At 47.0% G+C, this 22,623-nt stretch carries 17 protein-coding genes and 3 pseudogenes; 8 read left to right on the top strand and 12 right to left on the bottom strand.

Annotation, left to right across the window (positions count from 1 at the left end):
- Window positions 1–26: 26 nt before the first annotated feature.
- Window positions 27–1,076: a uroporphyrinogen decarboxylase gene (gene hemE / locus PAV_RS10850; protein ID WP_005546030.1), complete on the bottom strand. Its 1,050-nt coding sequence runs from the start codon at window positions 1,074–1,076 to the stop codon at window positions 27–29.
- Between the two features lie 277 nt (window positions 1,077–1,353).
- On the opposite strand from hemE, the pseudogene PAV_RS32305 reads away from it, so the two are divergent.
- From PAV_RS32305 to PAV_RS10825, 4 genes and pseudogenes are all read left to right on the top strand, one after another.
- Window positions 1,354–2,792 (top strand): annotated as a pseudogene (locus PAV_RS32305) (spore germination protein).
- Window positions 2,793–2,806: 14 nt separating this feature from the next.
- A pseudogene (locus tag PAV_RS37550) lies at window positions 2,807–3,869 on the top strand (GerAB/ArcD/ProY family transporter).
- A 27-nt stretch (window positions 3,870–3,896) separates the two neighbouring features.
- Entirely contained in the window at window positions 3,897–4,976 is a 1,080-nt protein-coding gene (locus PAV_RS10830; protein WP_005546019.1) for a Ger(x)C family spore germination protein, read from the top strand.
- Window positions 4,977–5,096: 120 nt separating this feature from the next.
- On the top strand, window positions 5,097–6,308 hold the full coding sequence (locus PAV_RS10825; protein WP_040735795.1) for an MFS transporter: 1,212 nt from the start codon (window positions 5,097–5,099) through the stop codon (window positions 6,306–6,308).
- Window positions 6,309–6,432: 124 nt separating this feature from the next.
- Here PAV_RS10825 and PAV_RS10820 read toward each other — a convergent pair whose 3' ends face one another.
- Complete coding sequence (locus PAV_RS10820; protein ID WP_005546012.1) at window positions 6,433–7,422, bottom strand: LacI family DNA-binding transcriptional regulator; 990 nt, start codon at window positions 7,420–7,422, stop codon at window positions 6,433–6,435.
- Between the two features lie 290 nt (window positions 7,423–7,712).
- Between PAV_RS10820 and PAV_RS10815 the strand changes: the two genes are divergently transcribed.
- Window positions 7,713–8,423 (top strand): Cof-type HAD-IIB family hydrolase, encoded by a 711-nt coding sequence (locus tag PAV_RS10815; RefSeq protein ID WP_081505718.1) that lies wholly within the window; start codon window positions 7,713–7,715, stop codon window positions 8,421–8,423.
- Window positions 8,424–8,590: 167 nt separating this feature from the next.
- Here PAV_RS10815 and PAV_RS10810 read toward each other — a convergent pair whose 3' ends face one another.
- From PAV_RS10810 to PAV_RS10800, 3 genes are all read right to left on the bottom strand, one after another.
- Entirely contained in the window at window positions 8,591–9,931 is a 1,341-nt protein-coding gene (locus PAV_RS10810; protein ID WP_005546007.1) for a sodium-dependent transporter, read from the bottom strand.
- Window positions 9,932–10,008: 77 nt separating this feature from the next.
- Complete coding sequence (locus PAV_RS10805) at window positions 10,009–11,355, bottom strand: sodium-dependent transporter (RefSeq protein ID WP_005546005.1); 1,347 nt, start codon at window positions 11,353–11,355, stop codon at window positions 10,009–10,011.
- Window positions 11,356–11,466: 111 nt separating this feature from the next.
- Window positions 11,467–12,102, bottom strand: coding sequence for an O-methyltransferase (locus tag PAV_RS10800; protein ID WP_005546003.1), 636 nt, complete (start codon window positions 12,100–12,102; stop codon window positions 11,467–11,469).
- Between the two features lie 82 nt (window positions 12,103–12,184).
- Between PAV_RS10800 and PAV_RS10795 the strand changes: the two genes are divergently transcribed.
- Together PAV_RS10795 and PAV_RS10790 are read left to right on the top strand one after the other, a co-directional pair.
- Window positions 12,185–13,348, top strand: a complete 1,164-nt coding sequence (locus PAV_RS10795; RefSeq protein WP_040735794.1) for a THUMP domain-containing class I SAM-dependent RNA methyltransferase — start codon at window positions 12,185–12,187, stop codon at window positions 13,346–13,348.
- Between the two features lie 372 nt (window positions 13,349–13,720).
- Window positions 13,721–15,940 (top strand): LTA synthase family protein, encoded by a 2,220-nt coding sequence (locus PAV_RS10790; RefSeq protein WP_005546000.1) that lies wholly within the window; start codon window positions 13,721–13,723, stop codon window positions 15,938–15,940.
- Here PAV_RS10790 and PAV_RS10785 read toward each other — a convergent pair.
- From PAV_RS10785 to racE, 6 genes and pseudogenes are all read right to left on the bottom strand, one after another.
- Window positions 15,930–17,228: pseudogene (locus PAV_RS10785) on the bottom strand (glycine betaine uptake BCCT transporter); the annotation flags it as partial. The gene PAV_RS10790 and the pseudogene PAV_RS10785 overlap by 11 nt on opposite strands.
- A gap of 210 nt (window positions 17,229–17,438) precedes the next feature.
- Window positions 17,439–17,720, bottom strand: a complete 282-nt coding sequence (locus tag PAV_RS10780; RefSeq protein WP_005545996.1) for a hypothetical protein — start codon at window positions 17,718–17,720, stop codon at window positions 17,439–17,441.
- Window positions 17,721–17,824: 104 nt separating this feature from the next.
- On the bottom strand, window positions 17,825–18,049 hold the full coding sequence (locus PAV_RS10775) for a YuzB family protein (protein ID WP_005545993.1): 225 nt from the start codon (window positions 18,047–18,049) through the stop codon (window positions 17,825–17,827).
- A gap of 125 nt (window positions 18,050–18,174) precedes the next feature.
- Window positions 18,175–18,453, bottom strand: coding sequence for a YkvA family protein (locus tag PAV_RS10770; protein ID WP_005545991.1), 279 nt, complete (start codon window positions 18,451–18,453; stop codon window positions 18,175–18,177).
- 96 nt (window positions 18,454–18,549) lie between these two features.
- The gene (locus PAV_RS10765) at window positions 18,550–19,755 is read right to left on the bottom strand and encodes a M14 family zinc carboxypeptidase (RefSeq protein ID WP_005545989.1); all 1,206 of its coding nucleotides are present in this window, start codon (window positions 19,753–19,755) and stop codon (window positions 18,550–18,552) included.
- 195 nt (window positions 19,756–19,950) lie between these two features.
- On the bottom strand, window positions 19,951–20,763 hold the full coding sequence (racE, locus tag PAV_RS10760; RefSeq protein ID WP_005545987.1) for a glutamate racemase: 813 nt from the start codon (window positions 20,761–20,763) through the stop codon (window positions 19,951–19,953).
- 428 nt (window positions 20,764–21,191) lie between these two features.
- Between racE and PAV_RS10755 the strand changes: the two genes are divergently transcribed.
- Entirely contained in the window at window positions 21,192–22,139 is a 948-nt protein-coding gene (locus tag PAV_RS10755) for a phosphodiester glycosidase family protein (RefSeq protein ID WP_005545984.1), read from the top strand.
- Window positions 22,140–22,237: 98 nt separating this feature from the next.
- Here the strand turns inward: PAV_RS10755 and PAV_RS10750 are convergent, their stop codons facing one another.
- Window positions 22,238–22,609, bottom strand: a complete 372-nt coding sequence (locus tag PAV_RS10750; protein WP_005545983.1) for a YtxH domain-containing protein — start codon at window positions 22,607–22,609, stop codon at window positions 22,238–22,240.
- Window positions 22,610–22,623 lie beyond the last annotated feature (14 nt).

The raw sequence follows: 22,623 nt of genomic DNA, 5'->3' as shown, positions 1-22,623 counted from the left end.
CCTCCATCAAGATTGCTGCTAAGCCTTTATTTGCGGGAAGCAATTGCCTCTGATGAATAGGCATGAACGAATTCCGTCAACTGCTTCAATTTATCCAGCGATGCCTCTGGGAATAGTCCATGTCCTAGATTGAAAATATATCCAGGCTCCTTCACACCTTCATCTATAATATGAGCCGCTTCACGTTGGATAATGTCCATAGGACCAGTAAGTACAAATGGATCAAGATTGCCCTGAACTGCATATTTGCCCTCTAGGCGCTTCCGTCCTTCTGCGATAGACACCCGCCAATCCAGTCCTATCACATCGGCCTTCAAGACATGCAGATACGGAAGCAGCTCGCCTGAGCTAACCCCTGGGAAGTAAATGCTCGGCACACCGAGATCAGACAGCTCATCATAAATCCGCTCGATCACAGGGAGAACATATCTTACGTAATCACGTGGAGACAGCGATCCAACCCAGCTATCGAACAATTGGAACGCTTTCCCGCCGTTCGCAATTTGAGCGCGAACATAACGGATGACCATATCGCCGAGCTTGTCCATAAGTGCGAACCATACCTCTGGCGCTTCGTACATCATCGTTTTCGTACGTATATAAGATTTCGATGGATGCCCCTCAATCAGATAGCTGGCAATCGTAAATGGAGCTCCCGCAAACGTAATCAGCGGTACGTTTAATTCAGAATCCAGTATCCGAATGGTTTCTAGAATATGTCCTAAATCCCCTTCTGGATCAACCGGCTTCAAGCGTTCAACATCCTTAGCCGTGCGGATTGGATTATGAATCACTGGGCCAACCTGAGCGACAATATCAAAGTCGATTCCAATCGACGCAACAGGATTCATGATGTCTGAATATAAAATAGCTGCATCGACGCCCAGCTTCTTCACCGGCATCATCGTCACTTCCGCAGCCAATTCAGGCTGACGGCATATTTCAAGCAAGCTGTATTTCTCTTTAATCTTGCGATATTCCGGATCATAGCGCCCCGCCTGGCGCATGTACCATACCGGAAGCCGATCGACCGGCTCCTTGCGGCATGCACGTATAAAACGATCATTATAAGTCATATATACCCTCCAAACGAACGGTATTGTGCAATTTGTTACAACCTAACGCTTCCATTATGCCCGTTTTCCAGAACGACCACAACCAGACCATCTGCAGAAGCTATGACAATCTGTTGACAATCCAAGTCCAAAAATGAGCAGACTTTGACATTTTATCATACAACCCGCTTCTTTGCCGATAATGCGCCCTTATATTGTTCAAACCCCATCATAAAATTTATGATGTTGCGCATCATATGCTCATGGATTAGGGACAAACAGGAGGATTTCGCGCATCATGGATTTGCAACAGCAGCTTACACATTCATTTCGCGAATGCGATGACTTAACCGTACGCTCCTATGCTGACGGAGAGGTGACCCTTTATTATTTCGATCACCTGTTGGACGGAGCCCAATTCCAACAAATTGTCACGTCATTCTTCGAAGATAACCCGACTGATGTGAGCATAATGCGCATGCTATCCACTTGGCAAGCTATCCAGGAGCCTAGTCCAGCCGCGAGTGAACGCAGCTTCATTACTGATATCTTGAAAGGCCGCATCGGCGCAGTGTATCGTTCGAAACTGTATACCGTGTCATCTGGGAGCGGATCCACCAGATCAGTAGAAGCAACTGAAAAAGAAACGTTAATAACCGGACCGCATGACGCCTTCACAGAAGGCTGGAGCACCAATGTGTCACTCTTGCGCCGGCGACTTCGAACCACGGATCTTAAAGTAAAAAAGTAGATGTAGGAGACAGCTACTCTCAATTTGTGTACCTCGTTTACTTAGAAGAAAAAGTCGATGCATCTGCACTTGATGAGATTAACCGTCGGATTCAGCTTCTCCATATCGATGAAGTGCTGGACGGAAATACAGTAGCAAAATATTTGGAGAATTCGCCGTTCTCCATCTTTCCACAGTGGTATGACACAGAACGGCCTGACGCAGTTGTTCACCTTCTTACACTGGGCAAAATAGCGCTTATTACAGATAACAGCCCTTCTGCAATGGTTGCCCCTGCCCGTTTTTTGGAGTTTTTCGCTTCAACAGGGGATATGTATGAAAGATGGCATTTCAGTATTTTTATCCGCTTGCTTCGATTAGCAGCCTTTATGCTTTCTATTATGTTCAGTGCATTTTACGTAGCCGTCACTACGTATCACTATCAATTCATTCCGGCCACCTTGCTGAAAACCATTGTGAGCTCTCGTTCCTCTGTTCCATTCGATCCCATGATCGAAGCGCTGCTGATGGAGTTCGTCATTGAGTTGCTGCGCGAGGCAGGGGTTCGGCTTCCAACGAAGATTGGACAAACGATCGGCATCGTAGGCGGTCTCGTCATCGGACAAGCAGTCGTACAGGCTGGATTAGCAGGGAATGTTCTCATCGTATCTGTAGCTGCAGGAGCGCTTTCCTCCTTTATCGTGCCGAACTATACCATGGAAACTTCATTGCGCCTGCTTCGCTTCATGTCGATATTGTTAGCCGGATTTCTCGGTTACTTTGGGCTCATGTTGTTTTTGATTGTATTTATTATGCATTTATGCCATTTACGAAGTATCAATCGGGAGTATATCTACATCGATGATGTGCCTTTTTATCTGTTTTTAAAACAAAACCGAGTGCCTCAATCGGTAACGCATCCGTCGACAAATATAACCGTCGGAACCCATCAAGAGATGACATCGGAGGTGCGGCCTTGTCACCAACATGCAAAGCTTGGGGAGTAGGTATCCTCATTTATATGACACAACGGGGAGCTTTGTTTTTTCAATTGCCCAATGTTATGGCACAGCAATTTGGCACCAACAGTTGGGTTATGATCCCTGTTTTTTATATTCTTTCACTGCTCCACATTATTGTGATGTATTACGGGATGCGAAGACATGGATTTCAGTCTATTCCACAACTCATATCGGAGAGACTTCCGGCATATGCAGCTGTTCCTCTCCTCAGCTTCATTGGCATTCAGTTCATCGGGATTGTATATACCGTGATACATTCCTATACGCTGGTGTTTCAGTATACAAATGATACCTCAGTAAACATTCATACGCTGAGCATTATCATTTTAGGAACAGCTTTGTACTGTGCATGGCTAGGCCCCTACACAATGGCGAAGTCCTCTATTGTTTTTTGTTTTGACATTCTGGTCCATTGGCCTTGAGCTGCTGCAATTCAATGATTTCCAATTCACTCGGCTTACACCCTTTTTCTTTTATCAAGCCCATCCAACGGCAGCCGGCATCTCAGAAATCATGAGCTCTTTTTTCGGTTTTGAGCTATTGATGATGTTGGCTCCGCTATTGGACAAAAAGACGAAATGGTTCCGCACTGTACTCTTGTTCAACGGAATCGCTGCCGCCTACTACTTGATGTACTGTTTGCTTGTTCAAGGCATGCTTCCGATTCATCAGTCCAGCACGATCCTTTACCCGGTTCTGCGGCTGTACGGAGGCTCCAGATTGACAGCGCTTGAGAATATTACCGACCTGCTGTTCATCTTCATGATGTTCTCTGCCGTTATCTCTGCTTCCTTGTACATATGGAGTGCTTCGCAAGCTGTCATGCATATTCGGCATCAAGCACCCAAAGCGCCTGTTTTTGTACTTCTTTGCGTATTATGCTCAATACCGCTGCTTGCTTCCATCACTGTTGAGCAATTTGGCAAGATAAGCGAGTTTGTCGCATATGGAGACTGGATACTCATTCTGATCCTCATTAGTCTGTATTGGATTCTCCCAGTCCATGCTGATCAGCAATCGGCCGCTAAGCGCGAAGATACGTCCATACAAGAATCCGCCTGACCGCAAACGTGAACAGGAGGTTGTGTCATGAAGGATACATCCATTCGAAAGCTCTTCTTAACCGGAGTATGGATCATCTCCATTATCGCTATAACCGGATGCCAGCAAAAGATTATTGTGAATGAGGCAGGTTTCATTCAAACCATTACGGTCGATGTTGGGGAGAAACACCCATTCAAATACGGCATCAGCTTTCCGCAAGAGTCTAGTGGCAACAAGACACTCATCTGGCATTCTATCCTGGAGGCGCCAGATTTCCAGGGGGCTATGAATCATTTCAATCTGCAGACACAATCCCAACTCGTGGTTGGACAACTGCGCAACATTTTGTTCGGGGAAGAGGTTGCGAGGCAACCGGTAAATGCCATCCGTCATCTTGTCTATGACTCGAAGTTCCCTTTGACCTCCAACCTGCTTATGGTGAAAGGCAAGGCCAGCGGCATTTTCCAAGCGCCCAAGGGGGAGTTGAACCTCGCCCTGTATCAATTGCTGATGAAGCTTCATAAAAATAAAAACTTGACCCTATCTTCACTCTTCAACTTTATTCGAGACGATCTCGATGATGGGATTGAGCCTGTCTGCTCCATTGCCAGTTTTAATAAAAACGATGTTCGAATTCACGGAATGGCATTGTTTCGGAACGGAAGCTGGGTCGCGACCCTGCCCGAGGAGGATGTCAATTTCATGCTCACTTTACGAAGCAACCGAATGACGGCGCTCCTGTATATCCCAGAGGAACGGATGAACAAACAACAACCGCTTATTATTGAAAATGCTCAAGTCAAACGGAAAATCCGCGTTATCCGAACGGATCCCTATCCAGAGGTGGAAATCACACTGTCCATCAAGGGAGCCACCACCTCATCATTGAACGAGCTTGGCAACAATAATGTTGGTACCTCCTCCAACATTACCAAGCAGTTGCAGCGCAAGTACGAGCAGGTCATTCGCTTCCTTCAGGAGCAAAAGACAGATTGTCTCGGGATCGGTGCACATGTACGCAATAAGATCGGTTATCCTGCTTATAAAGGCGAGGAATGGCCAGAACGATTTGCGAAGTCCAACATTCGCTGTATTGTAACGTACAGCAAAATCAATGAGGTGTAGCAATGCTTGGCATCACTGCCTTCCAATATGACAACATTGTTATAGTACAATATGGTATACTGGTACCAGTTGCTGGCACATCGGACGGACCGTGACCGAAGAAAGTGGTGAACAAGAGATATGCAGCAATGGAAATTAAATCTCATCATTTTATGGTTCGGTTCATTTCTTGCCATGGCAGGAATGACCATGGTTACCCCGTTTCTTGCTTTATATTTGCAGCATGATATCGGACTGACCGATACGCATCAAATCGCGCTCTGGTCAGGATTCATATTTGCGGCGAATTTCTTCACCTCATTTATTTTCCAGCCGATATGGGGGAAATTCGCTGACAAATACGGGCGCAAGGTCATGCTGCTTCGCTCGGGATTCGGAATGGCGGCAGTTACCGCATTAATGGGGTTAGCGCAGACGCCTTGGCATCTATTGCTGCTGCGCATGCTGAACGGAACCATTTCCGGATTCAACCCTGCTGCCGTTGCGCTAGTATCGTCAACGACGCCCAAAGAACGAATGGGCTTCGCGATGGGAGTTCTTCAATCCGGGGTCGTTGCAGGCTCGATTTTGGGGCCACTAATGGGCGGCGTGTTGGCCGACTTGGTCGGATACCGTCCTATTTTCTACATCACAGGAACGCTCCTATTTCTGGCAACCATGCTGACAATGTTCATGGTGAAAGAGTCCTTCGATCGTGAGAAGGTAAGCAAAACGTCTGAGATGTCTGTACTGCAGGGTTTCAAGGAATTGGCCCGCATCCCGCAATTGAAGTCGTTGTTGGCTGTTACCTTCCTGCTGCAATTCGCCATGCTAAGTCCCATGTCGTTATTGCCGCTGTATGTACAGGAGCTCCATGGATCACAGCAGGGTCTGGCATTGCTAGCCGGAGTCGTAAGCGCAGTGACCGGATTGTCTAATATGATCTGTTCACCGATACTCGGCAAAATCAGCGACAAAATCGGATCGCATCGCATCTTAACCATTTGCCTAGTCGGTGCAGCCTGCTGCTTAATCCCACAAGCCTTCGTCACGCAAGTATGGCAGCTTGCCGCCGTTCGGTTTGCACTCGGAATCTTCATGGGAGGACTCCTTCCTTCCGTTAATTCGCTTATCCGCAAATTTACGCCTGACGGTATGGAAAGCCGTGCTTACAGCTTCAACAGCAGCACCTTAGCGCTGGGCAACATGGTTGGACCGATTGTCGGCGGATTGCTTTCGGGCGTTATCGGTATCGAAGGAATTTTTATTATGTCAGGAATATTGCTGCTCCTTAATACGTTGTGGACTCGCTTCTCGTTGTACGGCAGCAACCGTGCAGAACTCCGTCCGTAGTGCCAATGAAATCACGTGTTCCACACCATCAAGAGATCATGGTCACAAATACATTTTGCCGACTACATCATCAGAAGTAATGAGCACATCATGAACAAGACCCAGGGCATCCCTGGGTCTTGTCCTATTTGATATCCGCGACTGAGCTCCGCTCTACGAACTCAAATCGCATAATTCGCTGTTCGGGCACTGCTTCAGGATTCATAATTCGTGTAAAGCACGCCTGAAACATAGCAGCTCCAGCTTCTTCATTGCGATAATCAATTGAAGTCACCCCGATAACTGAAGCCATCGGGAAATTCTCGCAACTGATTAAGGATAGATGCTCTGGGACATGAATTTCTTGCTTCCGTCCCTCCAATATCATTCCAGCTGCAACTTCATCGCCAGAAGCAATGATAGCGGTTGGACGATTTTCCATTGCAATCCATCTCTGGAGCAGCTCCGCTCCATGCTGGATGTTGCTGCTCCGATAGAACATCCAGTTCTCCTCAGGGGTTACGCCAATATCACGGAGGGCATCCACATAAGCTTGCAAGCGAATCGAACTATTATAGCTATATTCTCTACATACCGATATCCCGATACGACGATGTCCCTTCTCAATGAGATAGCGCATGGCATAGCTGTAGCTTCCATAGTAATCAAAGCTTATCGAAGTTATCGGACGATTGCCGGCATGCTCTAAGGATACAATGGGTCCGTAGCGCGTGTATTCCTCAACCGTATCCCATGACAAGTCCTTCGAAACAATAATCAGTCCGTCAATTTGTCTCTGCTTCAGCATATGGAGCGCACGCAGCTCTTCTTCCGCGTTATAGTCCGTTTGAAAAAATACAAGATTATATTTATGTCGCAGCGCTTCTTCTGCCAATCCCGTCATGAAGCTTGAGAAAAACGGCATATCCATACAAGGAAGAAGAATGCCGATAAGCTGGGTTCTCCCCTTAACCAAATGCACCGCATTGAAGTTTTGCGTGTAATCGAGCTGCTCGACAACCTGCATGACGGCCTTCCGCTTTTCTTGACTCACATAAGGATGATTATTCAGCACACGGGATACCGTGGTGACAGATACACCGGACAGCTCCGCAATCTGCTTAATATTCGCCATTATCGCGATCCCCCTATTCATCCAATGCTTCTTCATTATACCGTATGGTAACCGATGTCTGAAAAAAGTAAAAAGCTCTTGCTATGAAAAGCATTTCATCTGATACGTTATGACTGTAGCCGTTACCTGCTGGCGTAACCTGATGCACCACACGGAGAAAACCGATAGCTTCAATCTCCTAGGGCGTTACGGCAGGATGGCTCGCAGCCGATGAGAGAGGGAGAGATAATGATGACTAGGAGCATCGTATTTTTTGACATAGACGGGACATTATTGAATGAGAAAAACAAATAAATCCCTCGACGAAGCAAGCAATTGCTCAACTGCAGCAGTCTGGGGTCTATACGGCCATTGCAACTGGCCGCTGTCCAGCATCCTTCCAATGGGTATGCGAAGAACTCAATATACGATCCTTCGTCTCTATGAACGGACAATACGCCGTCTTTGAAGGAAAGGTCGTCCATGATAATCCGCTGCCGGCCGCTGAGGTTGAACGCTTAACCGATATGGCAACGAAACGCAATCATCCGCTTGTCTATTTGCAGGCAGATGCAATGCAGTCCTCCATGGGACAGGACTCCATTAGTGATGCGCTTAAGCAATTCCAGATCGGACGCTTGCCTTTACGGCAGGCCAGCGATCAAGACAAGTCTGTCTATCAAATTTTGCTGTTCTGCAATGAACAGGAAGGCAAGGAATATGCTGTTCATTTCCCTGATTATCAGCAGCACCGCTGGCATCCGAATGCGGTAGATTTTCTGCATGGCAATATTTCAAAGGCCGTCGGTCTGCAAAAGATGCTTGAATACGGCGGATTCTCACGTGAACAGTGCTGTGCATTTGGCGACGGCACCAATGATATTGAAATGCTGCAATTCGCAGGCATAGGAGTGGCTATGGGCAACGCATCCCCCGATGTCAAATCATACGCGAATGTAGTGACAACTTCCCACAACGAAGATGGGATTCGAAACGGTCTGCAGGCGATCGGTCTTCTATAGCCTCCTACGCAAAAAACCTCCGGCTGGAAAACCGGAGATTTTTTCATGTTTGCTCTTTTTTCGATTTTACTTCTAGCTAACCTCTTTTATGCGGTGCAAGTATAGCTGCTGTTAAATCTAGATGCCATCGATAAAGCTTATATCCATGTAACATTTTTGTACATTCCTTATACGATGTGCAGAAGATTCAAGAATACAAGCACAATGACAATTGGAATGACCACACGTAGCAGCATGAGATACATTGCGAGTCCCTTTTGCCACCAAACCGCTTCCGTACGGAACTCTTGCTTCAATCGTGCCTTAGGGAATCGATAACCGACGAACAGAGCGATTAGCAGTACACCAATCGGCATCAATATATTCGTCACCGCAAAATCCGCCATTTCAAAGATGGTTAAACCAAAGAGTTGAATCTCTGACAATACGCCGAAGGACAACGCAGATGGGACGCCAACAACAAATATCAATAAGCCGAACAAGACGCTCAAACGCTTTCGATTGATTTTGTTGCCTCCCGAGAAGCCTGACACCAATATTTCCAACATCGAGAACGCGGAAGTCAATGCAGCAAACAAAAACAACGCTAGGAATAATGTAATAAAAATTCCGCCATAAGGCATTTGTTCAAATAAAGCCGGCAAAGTACCAAACAGCAGTCCCGGACCTTCTTGCGGCTTCATTCCCAAAGCGAATAATGCTGGGAAAATCGCAATTCCCGCCATTAAGGAAGTGAGCACATTCAAGATAACGACGGAAGTCGCCGATTTTACCAAAGATTCTTTCTTGTTCAGGTATGAGCTGTACGTAACCATTACAGATACACCGACACTGAGACAGAAGAACGATTGGCCAAGGGCATTCAATATAGCTTGTCCTGTCAGCTTGCTAAAGTCTGGCTTAAGGAAATATTCAAGTCCTTCACTCATCCCTGGAAGCGTAAGTGAACGGATTATGAGTACAAGGAACAAAATGAATAGACCCGGCATTAAAATACGGCTTGCCCGCTCAATCCCGGACTTTATCCCCTGCCCTACGACGACGATCGTAATCAGCATGAAGGATAGTTGCGCCATAACAGCAGTCCAAGGATTAGATACGGTCTGTGCGAACAGTTCATCATAATTTCTGCCCGCTACAAGCAATCCGCCTACAATCCCACGAGAGAGATAGAGCAAAATCCATCCCCCTACAACGCTATAGAAGGAAAGCAGCAGGAAGCAGGTTCCCATCCCCAAATAACCCGTCCAATGCCAGCGCGTTCCCGGCGCAATTTCCTTATAGGCTCTAATCGCTTCCTTGCCTGTTCCACGGCCAATTACAAATTCAGCAATGAGCAGCGGCAAACCAATCCCCAGTGTAAATATAAGGAACAATAGAAAAAATGCCCCGCCACCGCTTGTGGCAACTACATTCGGAAACTTCCATATCGCTCCGAGGCCTATTGCCGATCCCGCCGAGGCAAGTATAAATCCAATCTTCGATGTCCATTGTTCTGTAGCCTTCATGAATTCCTCCCGCAACCGTTCTTTCTCGTTGTCCCATCTCTTTTACTCTATGTCGCCTCATTCGTAATCGCTGTACTTTAGAACGGAAGCCAGTTCATCCCATGCAAAAACACAATACCTACAATAATCGGCAATACGTAGCGCAATAGCACCATATATACAACTAATCCCTTATGCCACATAGAGGGCATCGTGCTCCATTCTTCCTTCAAACGCTCCCGCGGATATCGGAAGCCGACAAATACAGAAATAAGCAGCACCCCTAACGGAAGCATCACATTCGTTACCGCGAAGTCCGCCCATTCGAATACATTTTTGTTCATCCAGGTCAGTTCGCTGCCAACCCCAAACGACAGTGCCGACGGTACGCCTAACACAAAAATGATCGTCCCAAATATCCAGCACATCCGCTGTCTGCGCACTGCATCTTGATGCGAGAAGGCAGCAACCACGATCTCGAGCAAAGAGAACGCGGATGTCAATGTTGCAAACAGGAATAATGCAAGGAATACCGCGATAAATATACTGCCGTACGGCAACTGCTCGAATACATTCGGTAGGGTCACGAACAGTAATCCTGGGCCGTCCACCGGCTTCATTCCTAACGCAAACAACGCAGGGAATATTGCAATACCTGCCATGAATGATGTCATGACATTTAACCCAACGACAGATAGTGCGGGCTTGCCGAGTGATTCCTTCTTATTCAGATAGGAACTGTACGTGACCATACAGGAGCCCCCGACACTCAAGCAGAAGAACGACTGCCCAAGCGCGTTCAGCAGCGCTGCCGAAGTCAATTTGCTGAAATCCGGCTTCAGAAAATATACAATTCCCGCGTACATGCCCGGCAGTGTCAAAGAGCGTACGATCAGCACAAGGAATAGTACAAACAATCCTGGCATTAAAATGCGACTTGCCCGTTCGATCCCGGACTTCACTCCTCTTGCTACTACCAGAATAGTGAGCAGTATAAAGGCTCCTTGGGACAATACCGCAAACCATGGATCTGCCACAGTCTGTGAAAACAGATGCCCGTAATCTCGTCCGTTCTCCAGCAATGTGCCGCTAATCGAACGAAGGAAATACAGCACGATCCATCCGCCCACTACACTATAAAAGGAGAGCAGCAGTGAACACGTTGCCATTCCTAAATACCCTATCCAATGCCAACGGCTATTCGGTGCCAAGTCTCGATAAGCAGAGACTGCCTCCTTGCCTGTTCCACGACCGATAAGGAACTCAGCAAGGAGAAGCGGAAGCCCGATACCGAATGTAAATAATATAAATACAAGGAAAAAGGCTCCGCCGCCGCTCGTTGCAACTACATTTGGAAATTTCCATATTGCTCCAAGTCCAATAGCAGCTCCAGCAGAAGCCAGTATAAATCCAAGTCTGGACGTCCATTGTTCTTCCGATTTCATCTTATGATCCATCCTTCATCGTCTAGTTGCCGTCACATATTATAACATAAGAGAGTGCGGCACCACTCAAGATTTTAGGACTTCAGAGCGATTTCATACGCCAAATTACGGTTATCGAACAATCGCAAGTGCCAAACCGTCATACGCTGGAAGCAGCGTGCTAATAAGACGCTCATCCTGAGCGATTCTTTCATTAAAGAGCCGCATCGCCTGTACAGCTGGTCCCTGTTTGGCTTCATCGAGCGTTCGGCCGCGCAGCATTAAGTTATCCCCCGCAATGATGGCGCCTGGACGAGCCAAGCGTATGGCATATTCCAAGTAGTTCGGATAATTCCCTTTGTCCGCATCAATAAAGAAAAAGTCAAACGTGGCCTGCTCCTTCTCCAGCTCTTCCAAAGCATGCATCGCTTCACCGACTCTATATTCCACTTGACCTCCGTATCCCGCTTCCGTTAAGTTTCTCTTTGCAATATCTGCATAATCCTGCCGCAGTTCGAGGGATACCAGCTTGCCTTCCGCCGACATTCCGCGAAGCAGACAGCAGCCACTGTAACCGCCTAGCGCACCAATTTCCAGAACGCGCTGTGCACCGATCATACGGACAAGCATTGTCAGCAATCTTCCGTATCCTTCATGCACCGAGATGTCCGGCAAGCCATTTTCCCGAATATTTTCCTTAATCCGCTCTAAGATATCGTCCTTCTTATAGAGCTGTTCCAAATAGGTTTCAACCGCATCATTAGACATTTTCACAACCTCCTGCTTTTTATGATATGATGAATGCCATATGAGTACAAGTCAGACAAGAAAACGGAGTTGAATGCTTATCATGAGTCGACCTTGGTCGTTAATCGCAACCGCACCGATGGGCCTTGAAGCTATCGTTGCCCGCGAATTGCAACAATTAGGATATGAAACTCAAACGGAAAATGGGCGCGTTCATTTTACTGGCGGGCCGCTGGATGTGTGCCGCGCTAATTTATGGCTGCGTTCTGCAGATCGCATCCTCGTTAAGATGGGACAATTCCCTGCCCGTACCTTTGATGATCTATTTGAAGGAACGAAGGTCATTGACTGGCATGAATGGATTCCAGCGCATGGCGAATTCCCTGTCGATGGACGTTCGCATAAGTCTCAGCTGTCCAGCGTGCCGGCTTGCCAAGGTATCGTGAAAAAGGCTGTCGTTGATAAATTAAAGCAGCAGTATCATATTGAATGGTTTGAGGAGACAGGTCCTTTATACCGGATTGAAGTGTCCCTGTTAAATGATATTGCAACAATTACATTAGATACAACTGGCGCCGGCCTGCACAAGCGGGGCTATCGCAAATTGACAGCCAAAGCCCCATTGAAGGAAACAATGGCTGCCGCACTTGTTCAGCTCAGCCGCTGGAATCCTGAACGCCCGCTATATGATCCATTCTGCGGATCGGGTACACTGCTTATCGAGGCAGCTATGATTGGATGGAATGTTGCTCCTGGACTGCGCCGTTCTTTCTCAAGCGAAGCTTGGCCAATCATCGGTGAATCGTTTTGGGAAGAAGCTCGTGACGAGGCATTCGATGCGGTACGAGACGATATTGAACTGCAGATAGCCGGCTCAGATATTGATCCAGAAGCGATCCGCTTAGCAGAAGCAGCAGCGAAGAGCGCAGGCTTCGGACGTGAAATACAGTTCCATGTGGCACCGGTTGCTCAAGCGAAGCCAACTGGGGATTACGGCGTCATTCTTACGAACCCGCCATACGGGGAACGCTTGAATGAACAGGATGAGGTCGACCGCATGATTCGTCAGCTCGGCTTCCTTTATAAGACGCTGCCGACCTGGTCAATGTTCGTCATCAGTCCGAACCGCCAATTCGAGCATAGAATCGGCGATCCGGCTACGAAGCGGCGCAAGCTGTACAACGGCAATATCGAATGCCAATTGTATCAATACTTAGGCCCTCTTCCTCCTCGCAAACCGCGGACAGACGAGTCTACTCAGGCCTAATACAAATCAGGTGCATGTACTATGCTTTCTTATTTGACTTACAGGATGGCATGAACATGAACCACTATATAAGTATTTCCAAGGGGCTGTTCAACACATCGAACAGCCTCTTTCCTATAACATGTATGATTCGCGGCGCGGATTGGTTTTTCCTCTCGATACCATACAATATGTATTCACATGGCAGCCCCTTTTGACTACTTACTAAACAAAATAGTTAAAAAACAATTACGCCTTTGTTTTTAAAAATTTGGTGAATCAACAAAATCATATAGCCTCTATCGCGGGTACCTTCTTTTTCAATTATTACATTTTCGTAAAATCTGGTATGATGTAGAGTGTTTGTAGAAGATGTACAGAAAGGATGGAAGTATGAATTCGTCTATGTATGGCTCGTATAATAGCTCCAGCCATCGTCTCACTGTCCCGTCCATATTCGGACGATTCGCTATGGTATGGTTTATCGCCTTAATGATGTGGAAGCTCGTTTGGTTCGATCGCACATTATCCATTCCATATATGACAATGAGCACACCTGACTTTTTTGTAGCTCTAGGCACATTACTTATCATAGCTGGGTGGACGTTCTGGCTGTCAAAGCGCTGGCGTACGATTGTACTGTTGGTGTTAAATGTACTACTCACAATTCTTATTTTTTCGGACTTGGTATATTTTCGTTATTTCCAAGATTTCATCACTGTTCCGGTGCTGCTGCAAGCTGGACAGGTAAGCTCGCTTGGGGACAGTATCGCTTCCCTAATCCATCTCGGTGACATCTGGCTGTTCCTAGACTGGATCATTGTGATACCGTTGTCCATTATGTACTTCCGAGCACAGTCCAAGGAACATAGAGAACATAGAGGCGGATATTTGCTTAGCGGTGAGCGTCGCCGTCGTCCCGCTTGGGTTACCCGCTTAATCACTAGTACGCTCAGCCTTGTTATTGGCGTGTTGGTGATGGCATTGCCCATCCATCAAGCAACGACGACCTGGGCCTCAGGCGTCTTCACGGGCAATTGGTGGAATGCGTCCATATATAACATAACTGGGCTGTTCGGTTTTCATGGGTATGATGTGTACCGCTATGCTGAGCTGAATTGGTTCGGCGGAAATAAGCTAAGCGAAGAAGAATTGAATAAGGTCGGGCAGTGGTTTGACGATCATCGCGCGAAGCTGCAAGGCCCGCCTGCTTCCTTCGGCAAATACAAAGACAGCAATGTCATCATTGTACAGGCAGAGGCTTTCGAGAATTTCGTAATCGGCAAATCCTACAATGGGCAAGAGATTACACCGAATATGAACAAATTGCTGAAGGAAAGCATGTATTTTAGTCGTTTCTTCCATCAAACCGGACAAGGACGCACTTCAGATGCGGACTTTGGCGTAAATGCAAGCCTTCACCCATTGCCAACTGGTTCTGTCTTTATCCGGTATCCAGGTCAAACCTATGATTCACTGCCTTCTATTTTGAAATCATCTGGCTACTCTACAGGTGCATATCATGCCTACGATGCGGGATTCTGGAATCGGTATATCATGTACAGCAATATGGGATACGATAAGTTCATGAGCCGCACTGACTATAAAATAGACGAGCCGCTTGGATGGTCTCTTGGTGATAAATCGTTCCTTCGACAATCGGTGGCACATATGGCGGATAACAAATCGCCATTTTACAGCTTCTTGATTACACTGACCAGCCATCATCCGTACAAGCTGCCTGCAGATAAACAAGAGCTTAATGTAGAACCGTATCAGGACACCATCTTCGGCGACTATTTGCAAGCTATTCATTACGTAGATGCGGCACTGGGTGATATGATTCAAGATTTGAAGCAGCGTGGTCTATGGGACAAGACGATATGGATGATGTATGGAGACCACGACAATTCCATTGATGATCGCGAACCGCTTGCTCGAATGCTGGGCCATGAGATTAGTGATCTGGATATGCTGGAGATGAAAAATCAAGTTCCACTCATCGTCCATTTGCCTGATGGGGCAAATGCAGGAACCTATGATACTGTAAGCGGTCAGCTCGATATCGAACCGACACTCCTGCACTGGCTTGGAATCGATTCGAGCGACAAGCACCTCATGGGTCAGAATTTGCTGAATCCGGCGAATCGATTAGTCGTACTTCGCAATGGCTCCTTCACAAACGGAAAAGTATTTTATGTACCGTCTGCTGACGGCTTATTCGAACACGGAACCTGCTACGATTATGGAACTCGTCAACCAACAGATGCAGCAGCGTGCCAGCCGTTCGCAGCAGAGGCGAATAATCGGCTGCAAATTTCCGATAAGGTCATTATGAACAATGCCATTCAGCAGTTGCGAGAACGCAAAAATAACACAAACAAAGAAAAGAGCCGCTGCATATACGCAAGCGGCTCTTCCTCTATCACCTTGTTATTCAGAAATGCCGTGCACCCACGACCTGTTATCATAAATCTTCCTGTTCCAGCAGCTTGTCCACTTTACGGCGTCTGCGCTTTTCCTTCAAGCGATAATCCCGTTCCTCCTTCCGTAGCGCCTTTGTTATCGACAAGCACATGCCAAGCAATATTACCGCAAACGGCAGCGCTGTGAGGATAGATGCGGTCTGCAATGCCTCCAAACCGCCTCCCAGCAGCAGCACGGTAGCGATAAGCGATTGGAATAACCCCCACGCTATTTTAATCGGCGCGCTCGGATTCGGATCCCCGTTCGTTGACATCATTCCCAGGACAAATGTTGCCGAATCCGCGGACGTAACGAAGAAGGTAATAATGAGCAGCGTCGCTAGAATAGCAATAAAACTGCCGCCTGGCAGCGCATCCAGCGTTACGAACAGCGCAGATGTAATATCCTTTTTAACCGACTCTACGATCGGCAGACCATCGAACATCTCCAGCTTAAGTCCGGTTGCGCCGAAAACAGAGAACCATATGAAACTGAATCCACTTGGCAGCAGCATTGTTCCCAGTACGAACTCCTTGATCGTTCTTCCCTTAGAGACTCGCGCGATAAAAGAGCCAACGAATGGTGCCCATGCAATCCACCAGGACCAATAGAACAAGGTCCAGCTCGCTACCCACGAATCCTCGGTGAACGGAGTCAACCGCAGACTCATCTGAATAATATTTTGCAAATACCCGCCAAGCGTCGTTGTAAAGGAATCGAATATAAATGAAGTTGGTCCGAGTAGCAACGTGAACAAAAGCAAGCCTAATGCGATCAGCAAATTCACATTGCTAAGAATACGAATTCCCTTGTCCAGTCCCGTCACTGCAGAAGTAAGGAACAACACGGTTACAATCGCAATAATAATGACTTGCACCGTTGCATTGCTCGGTATGCCGAACGTATGCGCAAGCCCGCCATTGATTTGCATGGCTCCAAGCCCAAGTGATGTTGCCACCCCAAAGGCCGTTGCAATAATAGCCAATATGTCGATTGTCTTCCCAATCGGCCCCTTCACTCGCTCACCAAGCAGCGGCTCAAAGGTCCAGCTAATTAACCCATTATGACCTTTGCGGAAAGTAAAGTAGGCTATTCCCAGCGAGACAAGCGTATAAATGCCCCAAGGATGCAATCCCCAATGGAAGAAGGAGTACCGCAGCGCTTCTTTCGCTGCACCAGGCGTCATCCCTTTCAACGTTGGCGGATTTATGTAATGACTGATAGGTTCGGCCACTCCCCAGAATACAAGCCCGATCCCCATCCCTGCGCTGAACAGCATGGCGAACCAAGATATATTGGAATACTCCGGGTCATCATCATCATTGCCTAATGTGATATGTCCGAACTTCCCAAAAGCAAGATAAAGACAGAAAACCAAGATGATTAACGCTGTAATCAAATAGAACCATCCAAAACGTTCAGTCGTAAACGACAAGGCCGCGCTGGATTGTGTGGATAAGCTTTTCCGGAGAAAGGAACCCCCAAATGACAAACGCTAAAATAACGACTACTGATATACCAAATACCATAACCTCACTCCCAGATGCTAAGACTTGATGTCGGCGGTGGAAGGGTAAAAAATCCCAGACATAGTCCGGGACAAGAACAAATATCATGACGATAAAGACAATAAAATTGCGTACACCTATCCCTCAAAGGAATCCAGTTGGTCTGCGCCAATGGAATTCAGCCGGGATTGCTCCGCTGCAAGCATTTCTTCAGCTAATTGGACCGGATGTGGATTATCGCTGTCTGCGGCCTGTTGTACGGCGCGCTCAGCATGTTGAAGAGATTGCTCCGCCTGATAGACGGATTGGTCCGAAGGATGTGACATTGCTTGAGATACAGCGTTGTGCGCTGTCTTGACTGCGTTCTGCGCTTGCGAAATCGGATTTTGCGATTGCAAGCTTGAGTCATATTTGGACATGCTGCGAGCCTCCTTCTTCGCCAGAGTATGGAATGTTCCCAAACAGGGAGTAGTCTCCAACGATTAGGATATCGCTTCGCAGCTTTTTCTATGCGGTTAAAAACTTACTTTTTGACAAAAGGCTTTGCCTTTTCAATTGCTTCATCCTCTGTCGGAGCAATTACGTACCGACCATTGATATAGATGAACACTCGCTTGGCGCAATGCCCACAGTATGACTTACAGCCAATCTTGATATCCGCTTCCGGATCCAGACCTTTGACTTTCGGTAAAAAAGTCTTCATTTTGATATGCCGACATTTATCACAAATACGAATATCGTTCGCCATTGTTCTTCACTCCGCTTTACCCCATTGTCTTGTTGTACTTTCGCAATGAAATTGTTGCGTTCGCCAACCTCTATGTCATTGTACGGGAACCCGGGGCGAGAAGCAACCTTTTGCGTCACATTCCGTCATTTTTGGTTCGCATTTTCATATTTTAGAGCACGCTTGGAAAACCAAGGCAACAGAATTAAGGTAAAAATAATGTCATCAAGCGGCATAAAGGGAATTAAATCAAATGGGATTATCCAGTAAATAGCGATTACACCTACAAATATTGCTTTTTCCCAAAAAGGAACACGCTTGGATGTCAACAGTCTTGGCACTGAACTGAGCAGCAACCACAACCTCTGCCAAGATCGCTTAGGGCGTGGTTTTTGAGATGGGCCTCTCGAAGTGGGATTCGCCAATTTTGCACACCTCCTACTCATTAGTGTGCGTAGCGAATTCTAGAACATGCAGGAGTGAATCACGCGCGTCCCATTTATTTTCTAAGCCTTCTAGTCTTATGGAAGCAGGGCTTCCTTCATAATTGCAGCCACTTCCCGGTACATGGCATCAAAGTCATCCAGCGGCAGCGGACTAACGCCATTGCCGACCTCGATAGTGAATCCAGGCTTCCTGTAGCGCTGTATGAACCAATCCTTGTAGCCGGCATCGCTTCCCGACAGCTTCACGGCCCGGTATCCGCTCGCCCTTTGAAACCGTTCTGCCCAGCTACATGCATCATCTGGCTCATAATCTCGATAGTTCCAATAAATTTCTTGTCCCTGGGTATGGAAGGACAGTGCCATTTCAAAAGGAATTCGTTCTGATAATTCAGCTAACGCGATTGCTTCCGGCTCAGTGAGCGGTCTCGTCCCACCGTAATTAAGTGGTGCTGGCGCATATACGCCTCTTCGCGCTTGTTCTTCCTCCCAGTAAGCCGGGAACTGATCATTAAGATCAATGCCTCGAATATTCGCCTTCCAGCGCTGAAATTTGCGCGATCCCTGATTCCATTCCATTATGGAGGCGTAAAGTGGATGCTCCGGCGATATCCCCTCTTGAACGAGTTCTACCCCGTCGGGGTTAGACATAGGAACCATCCATAATGTCGTTCTTTCAAAGGCAGCAAGCGCATCCCAGCCATTCCATGCCTCTCCGCTGTCATACGCCCTCGCATAATCTTCAACAAATTGCATTAATAAGGCTGATGTAATCCACTCATTCGCATGTACAGAACCATTGGCATGCACGGGAACGGTGCCTTTACCGATAATAATTGCAGGTATCGGCTTCCCCATCACACTATTCCCGATCTGCTCAACTCGAATGAAGGAATGGCTATTTTGCAGTTGACCAATATCTCTCATCATTTGAGCATATCCGTATTCTGCCGTTTTCCTTTCCCATTGCGTACTGTATTCGAAAGGAATTAACATAAGCTGTCCAGGTATCAATCTTCTCGGATCAAGCGTTGGATTTGCCTCTGCAAGGCGCTGTGTTGATACTTGAAATCGCTGCGCGATGTGATAAAACCTGTCTTTTGCCTGCACCACATATTTATTGATGGGGGGATCTGGAATATCGATTACCTGTCCGGGTACAGCATATCCATCCGCACGCAGCTGAGGGTTCGCACTAAGCAAAGCATGCAGTTGAATACCGTGACGCGCGCAAATGCGAAGATAGGTATCTCCCTTTTGCACCACATAAGGAACTGCCACCATTTGTCGCTCCTTTCCCAATCTGCTATTGGTTGAAGCATATGCGGCGGCATAGACGTTCATAACTTTCAGGATTTCACCTGAAAATGATACTAAACAATACAAAGAGAGCGCTCCCTGGCAGACTTGCTGCTCACGGAACGCTCTCTATTATCAATATCGTATAAGTTCGTGAATCCAAGTGAATGAGTTCAGCCATTACATAATTTTCGAAATCTGCCAGATTACAGGATTAGCATGAATGTGTTCGCCGAGCCACAAGCAGGCAATCTTCTGGAACATTTCCGGGTCTCCGCTGCAGAAAAATTGATGAGTGGGAACTGTTTCTGTGTTCGCTAACTGACCTTTATCTTGTAAAATGGTGCTGATTTCTCGTGCTGTTTCTTCTGCTGAATTAATAAGCTGAACCTTAGGCCCTATCGCTTCCTGAATCGAATCCGCTAGAAAGGGATAGTGGGTACATCCCAAAATGAGGGTGTCAATTGGGACACTATTCAGCGGTTCGAGTGATTCTCGAACGACATCGGATGTTGACGCACTATTTCTGAACATCCCTTTCTCCACGAGAGGTGCCAGACGAGGACAAGCTTGACTGACCACTTCCACGTGGGGGGACAGCCGCTTTAACGCTTGTTCATATGCTCCACTGCGAATTGTGCCTTCTGTTCCAATGACACCAACATAGCCGCTGTTTGTGGCGGACAGGGCTGCTCTAGCACCCGGGTGAATTACCCCGATTACCGGAATCGGCACGTAAGCTCGAATATATTCCAATGCTGCGGCTGTCGCTGTATTGCATGCAAATACGATCATTTTAGGTTGGTATTGAATAAGATAATCTACGATTTGGCGAGTGAACAACCTTACTTCCTCAGCAGTACGAGGACCATAAGGCGAACGGGCTGTATCACCAAAATAGATGATTTTCTCCCGCGGCAGTTGACGCATTACTTCCTTGACGACTGTCAACCCACCAACACCCGAATCGAGCATAGCTATAGCTTGCTGCACGAATACACCGCTTCCTTCGTCTCTTGTTTGACTGACCTTACTTAACATATGTATTCTTTATTTAAAACGTACCTCGATCTTATCAGTAAGTTGGACAAGGTTCAAGTCATCCACAACTGGCAAAACTCGGAGGAAACTTTTCACTTCCAAAAAACGTCATTACTATGTGGAGACAAATAGAAAGGGTTGAAAAAGATGCAAACGGAACGTCCTATTAATAAAAAGAATAATATGCGAGCGTTACCCCCGCGCAATGTGGTCCGTACAAGCCATCGGACTAACAACCCTAAGCAAGGGAAGCAAAAAAGCTAAAGAAGAAACGCTCGGTTTGGCGTATTTTTCGCATAGTTGCGGCTATCTTCCTATTAGTTGGCTCCCTTGGCGCCGGATGGTTATTCCTAACTCCTTCCGGTACAGAGATGCGGTTCTTGATCGCGGATACGTTAATCACAACACAGCATCGACATTGGGCGAAGTACATTATCGGCCAAGCCGAATTAGACAAGCGTGTACAAGAGTATTGGGCGAGATTTGAACGAATGGGCGACGAGAAATCAACAATTGATATTAATAAGCCTTCTGTAGCTGAGCAGGCCAAAAAGCCGCTCGTCGAGTATAAGGAAGTAAGCGGTACTGGTGCTACAGGCGCCTCATTCAGCGGATATTTAATGATTGTAAATGATCCCACCAAAATACGGATTGGCGTTCCCGGCAAAGTGGGACGAGGCGAGAAAGTCTCAAGCATGGTAAAGCGCACTGGCGCATTGGCAGGCGTCAATGGCGGTGGATTCGCAGATCCGAACTGGGAAGGCAATGGGTTTAAACCCATCGGTGTCGTCATTAACGACGGTAAGATGTATTATAATGGCGTAGGCAAGCAAAATACGCAAATTGTTGGTATTGATAAGGATGGCAAAATGGTAGCCGGTAATTTCAAGGTTAGCGAGCTGCTCGAAATGGGCGTGAAGGAAGCTGTTACCTTCCAGCCGCGCATGATCGTTAACGGAAAAGGGCAAATTCGCAATCATGCAGATGGCTGGGGTATTGCACCTCGAACTGTAATGGGACAACGCAAGGATGGAGCCATTCTATTCCTTGTTATTGATGGCCGCCAGCCTCACAGCATTGGAGCAGATTTATATGACTGCCAGAAAATTATGCTTGAGAACGGCGCAGTGATTGCAGCTAACTTGGACGGCGGTTCGTCTACTGTGCTTGTGGAAAAAGACGGCGTCATTAAAAATTCGCCATCAAGCCAATACGGAGAACGTTATTTGCCTACTGCATTTCTTGTATTCGAGCATCCTGAAGACGCAAATATCCCGAACATTTGGGAAGGGATGAGACCTAGCGATATTGATCCTTCCAAATGGTAATCTCGCAATCCTATTTCATTCGCTTATAATTACACGGTAACAATAAATATCCCTACCATCTGTCTGCTTACGCACATAGGTGGTAGGGATATTTATATTTATCGAGCTTCCTTAATCTCTCCATCCTTTACTTTCACATCCGCAGTTACTTCCTCATCCCAATCGGCAGCGGGCTCCTGCAGGCTGGAGATGGCGGCTATCTGTGCTTCATCAGAGTCCTGCTGTCTCCATGAATTCAAGCCTTGCTTGAAGGATGCTACCTTTCCCTTAGCAGAAGTGATCAATTCTTCTGTGTGGTCACCAACTTGCTTCGCCCACTGCTGAGTACGTTCACTAACCTGCTGTGCTCCTTCTGCAATATCTTTACGAAGCTCGCGTCCGCTCTTTGGTGCGAATAGCAATGCAGATACCGAACCAATGACACTTCCGATCAATGCCCCTACCCAAAAAGACTTTTTGTTACTGCTCATCGTTCTTCCTCCTC

The sequence above is a fragment of the Paenibacillus alvei DSM 29 genome, assembly GCF_000293805.1.
In the GTDB taxonomy this organism is placed as follows: domain Bacteria; phylum Bacillota; class Bacilli; order Paenibacillales; family Paenibacillaceae; genus Paenibacillus_B; species Paenibacillus_B alvei.
The sequence above is the reverse complement of the archived record's forward strand: the minus strand, read 5'-3'. Positions and strand labels throughout refer to the sequence as shown.